The sequence below is a fragment of the Rhodococcus sp. IEGM 27 genome (genome assembly GCF_033142305.1).
Lineage (GTDB): Bacteria > Actinomycetota > Actinomycetes > Mycobacteriales > Mycobacteriaceae > Rhodococcus_F > Rhodococcus_F oxybenzonivorans.
On sequence record NZ_JAWLSG010000026.1, the window covers coordinates 1 to 9,003 of the forward strand.

General features: G+C 64.6%; 12 protein-coding genes and 1 pseudogene. 1 reads left to right on the top strand and 12 read right to left on the bottom strand.

The window, feature by feature from the left end; all coding sequences use genetic code 11:
- Positions 1 to 287 precede the first annotated feature (287 nt).
- Positions 288 to 548 carry a hypothetical protein gene (locus R4P95_RS33150; protein ID WP_317747366.1) on the top strand — a complete coding sequence of 87 codons (261 nt, stop codon included), beginning with the start codon at positions 288 to 290 and terminating at the stop codon, positions 546 to 548.
- 420 nt (positions 549 to 968) lie between these two features.
- Here R4P95_RS33150 and R4P95_RS33155 read toward each other — a convergent pair whose 3' ends face one another.
- From R4P95_RS33155 to R4P95_RS33210, 12 genes and pseudogenes are all read right to left on the bottom strand, one after another.
- Complete coding sequence (locus R4P95_RS33155) at positions 969 to 1,184, bottom strand: antitoxin VbhA family protein (RefSeq protein WP_317747367.1); 216 nt, start codon at positions 1,182 to 1,184, stop codon at positions 969 to 971.
- 22 nt (positions 1,185 to 1,206) lie between these two features.
- Complete coding sequence (locus tag R4P95_RS33160) at positions 1,207 to 1,407, bottom strand: antitoxin VbhA family protein (protein ID WP_317747368.1); 201 nt, start codon at positions 1,405 to 1,407, stop codon at positions 1,207 to 1,209.
- Positions 1,408 to 1,521: 114 nt separating this feature from the next.
- Entirely contained in the window at positions 1,522 to 1,710 is a 189-nt protein-coding gene (locus R4P95_RS33165) for a hypothetical protein (RefSeq protein WP_317747369.1), read from the bottom strand.
- Complete coding sequence (locus R4P95_RS33170) at positions 1,707 to 2,261, bottom strand: DnaB-like helicase N-terminal domain-containing protein (protein ID WP_317747370.1); 555 nt, start codon at positions 2,259 to 2,261, stop codon at positions 1,707 to 1,709. The genes R4P95_RS33165 and R4P95_RS33170 overlap by 4 nt, the downstream gene beginning before the upstream one ends.
- Positions 2,262 to 2,313: 52 nt before the next feature.
- Entirely contained in the window at positions 2,314 to 2,574 is a 261-nt protein-coding gene (locus R4P95_RS33175) for a hypothetical protein (protein ID WP_317747371.1), read from the bottom strand.
- A 103-nt stretch (positions 2,575 to 2,677) separates the two neighbouring features.
- On the bottom strand, positions 2,678 to 2,938 hold the full coding sequence (gene nrdH, locus R4P95_RS33180) for a glutaredoxin-like protein NrdH (RefSeq protein WP_317747372.1): 261 nt from the start codon (positions 2,936 to 2,938) through the stop codon (positions 2,678 to 2,680).
- 1,014 nt (positions 2,939 to 3,952) lie between these two features.
- Positions 3,953 to 4,384 carry a hypothetical protein gene (locus tag R4P95_RS33185; RefSeq protein ID WP_317747373.1) on the bottom strand — a complete coding sequence of 144 codons (432 nt, stop codon included), beginning with the start codon at positions 4,382 to 4,384 and terminating at the stop codon, positions 3,953 to 3,955.
- Positions 4,385 to 4,443: 59 nt separating this feature from the next.
- Complete coding sequence (locus R4P95_RS33190; RefSeq protein WP_317747374.1) at positions 4,444 to 4,905, bottom strand: hypothetical protein; 462 nt, start codon at positions 4,903 to 4,905, stop codon at positions 4,444 to 4,446.
- Positions 4,906 to 5,330: 425 nt separating this feature from the next.
- Positions 5,331 to 5,666, bottom strand: coding sequence for a hypothetical protein (locus R4P95_RS33195; protein WP_317747375.1), 336 nt, complete (start codon positions 5,664 to 5,666; stop codon positions 5,331 to 5,333).
- A complete protein-coding gene (locus tag R4P95_RS33200) occupies positions 5,663 to 6,466 on the bottom strand; it encodes a hypothetical protein (protein WP_317747376.1) in 804 nt (267 codons plus the stop codon). The genes R4P95_RS33195 and R4P95_RS33200 overlap by 4 nt, the downstream gene beginning before the upstream one ends.
- Before the next feature lie 593 nt (positions 6,467 to 7,059).
- Entirely contained in the window at positions 7,060 to 7,536 is a 477-nt protein-coding gene (locus tag R4P95_RS33205; protein WP_317747377.1) for a hypothetical protein, read from the bottom strand.
- Positions 7,537 to 7,603: 67 nt separating this feature from the next.
- Positions 7,604 to 9,003 (bottom strand): annotated as a pseudogene (locus tag R4P95_RS33210) (WD40 repeat domain-containing protein); the annotation flags it as partial.

The following is a 9,003-nucleotide window of genomic DNA, read 5'->3' on the forward strand; positions in this document are numbered from 1 at the left end:
TCAAAGAGGACGGCGCTGACATCGACATCGAGCCCGTCCCCACCCCCGGTGATTCGCACGGCGCTGTGCGCGATACCGCAGAACCCTCGACAGCATGAGCAGGCAGACAGCTGGCCTCACGCGCAGGCAGATGGACCGCATCCACGGCAGGCATGGGGTAGCGCCCGCAGCGCCGCGCCTAGGTGTGACTGACGTGGGCAGCGCTTGCCCTGTCGCGTAACCTGCTTACCGCCCTCGAAAACGCGCAACAGCATCGCAAACAGGCCGGACGGTACTGGCACACGGTCGTGCTGCTGCCGACAGCCATTCTCGTCGTCGGGAGTGCGATCAGCGCTCTCACGAGCTTCCTTGCTCCGCCCGGATCGCTCATCCGTTGGATCGTGTGGATCGGTGTCGTCGGATCCGCGGCCGGCGTCCTTCTGATTCGATCAGCGCCGTACCTGCGAGCAGCGGCCGCCGACCGCAAAGTGCACAAGATGCTGAAAGTCCTTGTCGTCCTCGAGGAGGACGAGCAACGACGCGGCGGCGGGCACGGGGCACCCGCATGACCGGCCAGAGCGACCGCAGGCCGTATCTCACGCTGCGGCCACCACTGACGAAGTCGGTCGGACTGTGGACGCCACGAGCACTCGCCTACGGCTCGAGGCTCCGCGTCAAAGGCTGATCGCAGACGAGTAAAAGGGTCGGCACCACGTGTGAGATGCCGGCCCTTTGTGTTGCACTGACGGGCTTGCGAGACGCTCCCGCATGCCCGGGTTGCCCGGCTACGGCATGAGCGCGTTCAGGTTGTCGCCGGGCACTTCGGCCAGGGCGCTACTCCGAGCTGTTTCGGCCTGATATCGGGTGCAGTTCAAGTTGGAAAACACGCTGGTAGGCCGCGTTGGCTTCGTCCTCGAGGAGTGCCTGTGGGTCGGTGTGTCCGAGTTTGTTGATCAGGACCCCGGTGTCGGGGTCGACATACGGGTCTGTCAACTGCAGGCAGCTCGGCGGCGGCGGTTTTCGGCGAGCACGAGGGCGACGGCTTCGTCGCCAGTGATCTCTCCGCGTAGTTGCCGGCGACCGACTTCGATGCCGTATTCGCTGGGTTCCATGCCTGCCATTCGGTGGCCGGCCGTGGCGGCGGCGATTGCCCGCTCGACCTGGGCTTCGGTCATGTGTGACTGTGCGTTGCGTGCGGTGGTCATCGCGGTGGCTCCTTACACTGGTTCAGCAACCGAGTTCTGTGCGCAGGGCTGCAAGTTCTTCCTCTACGGTGGTTTCACCGCAGAGGACTCGACGGGCGGCCGCTTCGTCTTCTTCGGTGACGGTGCCGCCTGCGAGGCGCACACCTGCCGTGGCGAACTGGATGGAGCTTTCGATGCTGCGGGTTTCGGGGCAAACGGTGGCGTCGTGATGTGCGGTGGTCACCGGGTGCTCCTTCGTCGTCTCGAAAAGTTGTCGGTGCGCGGGTGATGCGCACCTTTGTCTGTTCTACCTGATCATTGCCGGTTTCCTGGGGTGGACAGGTATCCGGGGAGTCGGTCAGAACAGGGTGTTTTGGGCTTCGGCGGCGGCGTTGTCGGTGCGCCTCTCATAGGCGGTGGCGAGGGATTGCGCGGTTGTCGGACTGCATCCCATTTCTCGGCCGACCTGTGTCCAGGTGAGGCCGGAATTACGGAGTTCCCAGGCGTCGCGTTCGTCGTCGGTGCGCAGGTCGGGGTGGATGCTCACTGAGTGTCTCCTTCGATGGTGTTGCGGCGTTCGGTGAGGGCGCGTTGGCGGCGGCCGATCTCGCACATGTGCTCGTAGAGCTGGTGGGCGGGGAGTTCCTGCGCGGCCTGGGTGAGCGCGGCCGCTGCGGTAGCGAAGGAGCGCCGGTAGGCCTGGCTGAAGACGGCGTGGGCGTAGTGGTCGATGCCGGTGTGCTCGGCGCCGAGGGTGGTGATGTTGGCGAGGTGCCGGGAGCGTTCGGACCCGAGGTGCCCGGCAAGGTCCCCGGACCGCTCGAGCGCTGCCCCGACCATCGCCGCATTGTGGGGTGCCCCGCTCTCGATCAGGCCGCGGATCAGGATGAAGAACTCGCGGTGGAGGGGGCGGGCGAAGTCGGTGGGCTCGAGGATGCCGACAGAGTGCTTCGCAGCCACCTGGGGTGCCCACAACAGCGCGCATAGGAAAAGCGCTTCCACATCTGCGTGAAGGTCGTCGGCGAAGTCTTCGGGCTGGAGCGGCTCGGTGTCGACCGGCTGCGTCGTCCCGGGGACGAGTGCGAGTGCTGCGCTCACGGGTCGGTCCTTTCGTGGATTCATAACATGGTCGGGTCGGTGGGTAGGGCCGTCATCCGTACAGCCGTCCGGTGCCGGGATTGAGTTGGGCGCAGACGTTCCACTGTTTGCCCTTGAACCTGGCCACGACGACGTGCCCGGCGGCTCCGGGTCCTACTCGGCAGGCGGTGCCCTCGGGTGCACTGGCCCAGCTGCGGTCGTAGGGAGTGATCACCGGTTGGGGCGCGGCGGCCGCGACACCAAGCGCGGTCAAAGTTGCCGTGAGAGCGGCGACGGATACACGGCGCAGCATCGGCGCGGAGATGAACGACATGACGGCCCCTTCTCGGGTGAAGAGCTCCGTCGGCCGACCGCTGCCCTGTTCATCGGGTGCTTCGATCCGGCGGCCTCCTGCGCGGCCGGCGTGGTCTGTGCGCTCATGATGCGTCCTCCACCTGATCTGCGAATACTTCCCGGTGCGTGAGGTTTCTTATGCGGTCGATACGAAATCCCGCCCAATGTTGGGTGCCGGCCACGACGACCGGGACCTGGAGGTAGCCGAGGCTCATCACGTAGTCGCGGGCTTCGGCGTCCTCGGTGAGGTCGACAACCGTGTACTCGATCCCCGCTTTGTCGAATTGCAAATAGGTTGCGTTGCACTGATCGCAATCGGGCTTGGAATACACGGTGACTGTCACAACTTCCCCCTCGAATCAATTTCGATTGCCTTTATCTTATCGAATAAGACGCTCATATCCAAGCCTTTCGATTATTCAATTCGGCCATTTATGAACCATTCATTGGGGCGCTTTTCGATGCCCTTCCCGGAACCCATTGAGACATCGCCTTCCCTGGGGTGATTACGCCGCCACCACCGTGACCACCTGCCCTCGGAGCTGCTTTCCCCTTGTACTGGCGGATATTCTTCCGGGGCCGGGGGCGTCAAGGCGAGCGGGGAAAATTTCCTTCGAAATAAGGGAGTGTGCGACCGCGTGGAAAAGTTTCACTGAGCGGCCTTGATGCGCAGGTGGCCCGGTAGAAGAATAAGGAAAGAATAAGGGAGATGGGTGCCGCAACGTTTTATTACCTGTCGAATTCTCGGCGGTTCCCTTTTCGCGGCCCGACACCCAGCCGCCGGCGCGATGCCGAGTGTCATCGGACCGGAAGCCAGGGTTCGGGGATTCATTCAGTTCCGTCCGGTGCGGCATCTCTTCTTCAGCACCGGGTGGCTCCAGCTATCGGCGGGTGCAGGATCTGCATTCCCAGCGGCCGCGCACCTTCTGACATGTCCGGCGTTCCTCGCACAGCCAACATGTCTGCTTTGCTTTCCACTCGCACTCGTCGGTGCTTGCGGTCGGGATCGTTCTGTTCCCCGCCTGCATTCCGACGGTGTGTGCGGCCTCGAGCTGCGGTGATAACTCGCACCGCGCGGGGGGTCGTGGTTGCAGCATGTGGCCGAACGCGTCCTGGCAGCCAGTGCACACGTCACCGGATTCGATGACTGGGGTTTCGCAGGTGGGGATGGCGCATGGGATGAAGAGGTCGAGCTGGGCGAGTTGGTGTCTCGGCTCGGTCATGGTGGTTGCTCTGCCTTGTCCTTGGTGCGGGCACACCGGGCAGATAGCTGCTGTCCGGTGTGCCCGCTTGGGGCCGATCTACGTGGTGGTCAGGATGTGTCCGCCATGCACTGCGTCAGCGGGCTTGATCCGATGTCAGACTTCGGCCACCTGGGCGCTTGCCGCGGCGGCGGCGACGTCGATCGTCACCTTCTCCAGCGCGGTTCGTGGCACATTCCAGTACCGGCCGTCTTCGCCGCCCAGTTCGGCGATCTTCACCTTGGCACCGTTCGAGAGGACCACGAACAGCGTGGTCGGATCGATATTCCGGGCCTGCTTCACCCGCACCGTGGACCCGGTCGACAAGGGCGCGACCGCGACGATCGGTTTCGCTAGCAGATCCTCGGGCGCGGGCAACAGCACCTCTGGCTGTGCCCTCACTCCGGGGCCGATACCGTCGAGTGGCTTGAGCTCGTAGTTCACCTTCAACTGGCGAACCACCTCGAAAACGCGCCCCTTCATGTCCTTGTTCGCGACCACGGGGTCGATGATGACGCGGTCGCCAGCCTGGAAGATGTTCTTCGACATAGCTTTTGTTCTCCTTCGGAGATGGGTGTGCGGTGTTGGTGGTTATGCGGGGATCCAGGTCACGCCCTGGTCTCCGATGAGGGCGGTCTTCCCGGCCGGTGCACGCCGGTGTATTGGTGCAGTGCCGTGCGGGCGCGGGTGACCGCGCAGCCGAGTGCATCGGGGGAGTCGCCGAGTGCCTCGACGCTGGCCTCGCCCATGACCAGGGCTACTGAGTCACCACCCTGCGCGTCGTACAGGCCGACGGCCCAGCTCGTAATGGGTTCACCAGTTGCCAAGGCAGGGCCGCCGTTGGTGGTGGCCAGGAGGTAGATCGACCGGCCATCGGGGGCGTAACCGGCACCGCCGGTGAGGGCGTAGCAATTGCCGCCGGTCGAAGCCACTTCGGGATCGGTGACGCCGACTGCCTCGAGTCGGGTCAGCTCGCGGGCGTAGATCTCTTCCAAGGTGCCGAAGCTTCGGTAGTCGAGCACATCGGACGTCTCCACGATGGGATCCACGGGCGCTGTCGGTGGGTTCATATGTCAGTGACCTTTCGTACGGATCGGACCACTCGCCTGTCCCGATCGTTCTTTTTGCCCTGCTGGCAAGGGAGAGTCGGATCGGCGGTATCAGGACGGGGTGCAACCCCTGGGCCGGGAAGTTTCTCTGCGAGCGAAGCGAGTGTGGGTTGAGAAAGTTCTCGGAGCCTTGTGCCGGCGCTTGCGCCGCCAGGGGTTGTTCCCCGGCCGCCGTCGATCAGGATCGGAAGGCCAGCAGGTCAAAAGAACGATGTTCTTCAACAGGGCGGAGCGCAGCGGAGCATCCTCTTGGGGGACACCGCAGGTGGCCGGGCCGCCGGGCAGGCGGATGACCAGCGGAAGCCAGCTGCGTTCGGTACCGACACTGACCCCCTGACCGGAGCCATCGATCCTGTGCAGAAGTGGGGTTCGACCCGTTCGGACAGCTACGGGCCGGGTGGTTCCGTGATGGCGTCGGCGGTGACGATCATGTCGAGTTCGAGGCTGTTGGTGCCTGCGGCGTCGGTGACATAAACGGTGATCGCGGCTAACCACTGTCCGTCGTGCATTTGCAGCCAGTGCGTTTGCAATGCCGGCCGCAGCCCTGCCAGGTAGATCGACGAGCTCTTCACTCTCAAGCTGACGTAGTCGGCCCGGGCCGCCCCGCCACGTCCGAGCGGCAACGCCTTTCCGATGTCGACCTGAACTGCGCGGGGCGGATCGAAGGTCCTGATGACGGGGTGCTGGGGCCAGCGTTCGGTCCAGTTGTCGGTGTTGATCACAGCGCGGCTCGTAGTGGTGTGTGTTCCGTGGGGTGAACATCGGTGTCGGCGCACCAGGTAACCGAACCGGAGTCGCTGCGGATCTCCATCCGACTCGTCCGGCGTTGGAACCCCTTCCCGGCAGCCGCGACGTCGAGCTGCACCGCGGTGAGGCGTTCATGCCGGTCGCCCAGACCGGAGTATCCGGTGACCTGGGATTCGATGCGCAGGTCCACCCCGTCCCAGTGCCCCTCGGTCACCAGCAGGACGGCCCCCTTCGACCGTGCCCGGGCCACGACCGCCCTCGCCCTCGATGGGGTGACGGCCGCGCCCGAAAGCCCGAGTATTACGAGATCAACTCCGTCGAGGAGGATAGCCGCGGCCTCGACCGCGACCGCCGAGTCCTTCGGCTCGGGAACCACCGAAATCCGGAACAGGTCGGCACCTTGCTCGACAGCGGCGAGGAGACTGAGATTCGGCAGTCCGATCACGGCCGCGTGTGAGCCGCTGGCAGTGACTGATGCGAGGAGCCCGATCAGCACTGCGCTCGCACCGGAGACGCTGACGACGGTGCCGCGGGCAAGTCCTCCGCGCGGAAGAAGCTCCGCGATCGGAGAGGGCACCGGAAGTGTTCGCAGTGTGGTCTGAGCGGTGGCCACAATCGGTGCGGGTTCGTCGACGGACCGCAGCATCACCGCGGGCCTCGCAGGTTCGGTGCCCTCGGACCGAGCGGGAATCGCCGCCATCTTCCGCCGCAGCTGGTCGAGTTTCTCCGCTTTGGTGAGCCCGTTCGGGGCTGGCGCAATTGGCAGTTCGCTCATACTCGCCGCCTTCACAACATCTTTAACCCCATCGATCTACCCAGCCAGTATAGTCGAACATATTTTCGAACTGTGTGTATCCTCGTGGTTACCTCGCCGCGGAAGGTACCCGGCGAGGTACGCCGATGACCAGCACTTTTCGGCGTCTTGAGCACTTGAGGAATGACCACATGACGACTGGTGACACAGCGATGCTGCACCCTCAAGGTCTCGAAGTTCAAAATTCTTAGCATCGATGAGGACGGCCATGCACTCATCGAGTCCTTACTGGACAGCCCAGGTTGTGCATAGTCGGTCTGTAACCGGAGAATCGCCAGTTGTGTCTGCCCAGATGGCACCGCGGAGCAAGTCAACGTCACGTCGGTCGCATCTCGCAGTCAAGCGGGGAGATCGGCTGGACGTCAATCTTGCCGACGGTAAATGGGATTCATCGAAATCAGATGCATCACAACTTTTGTTGTCATCGTTTTGCGCCACTCATGATAGACGCAGACGAATGTGTGACCTTCGATCGATCGGCTCGATGCGTTGAGCGCCATTGCCTAGGTCGGGTTGGTGGGTTCCGCGGTACACACCAAGCCGGAGTAGCGAACTCAAGCAAGAACGATGGCGAGGAAACCCGAGATGTACGCGAGACCGAAGAGAATGGGGACCCACTGCTCGATGTGGGAGAGGGGCCAGTACCGTGAGCGGTCCTTTCCCTCACCTAGGGCCCACCATTCGGCACGCCAGAAGGGTGAGGCTGGGAGTCGTTCTTCGAGCGCGCCGACGACCTCATACTTCGCGCTGTTCAGGAGCCGGTAGCTGCGAACCAGGTAGAACCAGCCGAAACACTGGCCGAGGATCGCGATCAGGGGGATCGCCAGCCACCATGCCGTGCCCTGCGGTGGGGTTTCCCCGAAGGCGACGAGGACGGTGAAGATCCCGGTATTCAGGGTCAGGAAGAACGAGTTCGCCAGGCCCCGGCGCGCACTCACTCGATCCGCCATCTCGACATACAGCCTGTACTGTTCGAGCACCGCGCTCTCGTACGTCGTGGCGCCCACATCGGATCCGATCTTCTCTGGCATGTCGTTCCAGAGGCGGCGCCGAATCTCGGACCCGCGATCGTTTGGGTGCACCGTTCACCTCCTAGCGTCAGCGAGAGCCCTCGTCGGGCGGGATCGGAAGGCCGGGGCAGACCTCAATGTAGTCGATGTTCGGCGAGACCCACTCGCGCCATTGCTGGTGGCTCATGTTGTGGGTGAGCTTGGCGCACAATTCATTCGTCCACGTCCCAGGTCCAGGCCACAATTGCAGGGCGCCCTCGGCACTGCCGGAGAGGATCCGGTGTCCGTCAGGGCTGAACGCTACGCTGATCACCGCGTCCAGGTGTCCGGTCAGGGGTTCGCCGATGTGTTCGCCGGTGGTCGCGTCCCACAGCCGCACCGTGCCGTCTTCGCTGCCGGAAATTATGTGCTTCCCGTCCGGGCTGAACGCCACGCTCCACACCGTACTGTGGTGTCCGGCTAGGGGTTGGCCGACGGGTTCGCCGGTGGTCGCATCCCACAGCCGCACCGTGTTATCCCAACTGCCGGAGGCGATCCGGCGGCTGTCCGGGTTGAACGCCACGCTCGTCACCGCGTTCTGGTGTCCGGCGAGGGGTTCGCCGACGGGTTCGCCGGTGGTCGCATCCCACAGCCGCACCATGTTGTCCCCCGTGGCAGTGGCGAGGTTCCCGCTGCCAGCGGCGATGCTCTTCCCATCCGGGCTGAACGCCACGCTGTACACCGGGTCCTGGCCTCCTCCGGTCAGCGGTTGGCGGACGCCGGTGGTCGTGTCCCACAGCCGCACCGTGCCGTCTTCGCTGCCGGTGGCGATCCGGCGGCCGTCCGGGCTGAACGCCACACTCCACACCGCGTTCTGGTAGGTCAGCGCTAGGCCAACGTACAGCGGTTCGCCGATGTGTTCGCCGGTGGTCGCGTCCCAGAGCCGCACGGTGTCATCGCTGCCGCCGGAGGCGATCCGGCGTCCGTCCGGGCTGAACGCCACGCTTGTCACCGTGCCTCGGTGTCCGGTCAGGGGTGGGCCGACGGGTTCGCCGGTGGTCGCGTCCCACACCCGCAGCGGATGGTCGGCACTGCTCGAGGCGATGTGCTGCCTGTCCGGGCTGAACGCCAGGCTTGTCCCGCGTCCCCGGGGTTCGGTCATGGGTTCGCCAACGGGTTCACCGGTGGTCGCGTCCCACACCCGCACCGTCTTGTCGGCGCCGCCGGAGGCGATCCGGCTCCCGTCCGGGCTGAACGCCACGTCACCCACCGCGTAGTGGTGTCCTGTCAGGGGTTGACCGAAGGGTTCGCCGGTGGTCGCGTCCCACTCCCGCACCGTGCCGTCCCAACTGCCGGAGGCGATCCGGCGTCCGTCCGGGCTGAACGTCACGCTCGTGACCGTGTCCCGGTGTCCGGTCAGGGGTTGGCCGACGGGTTCGCCGGTGGTCGCGTCCCACTCCCGCACCGTGCCGTCCCAACTGCCGGAGGCGATCCGGCGTCCGTCCGGGC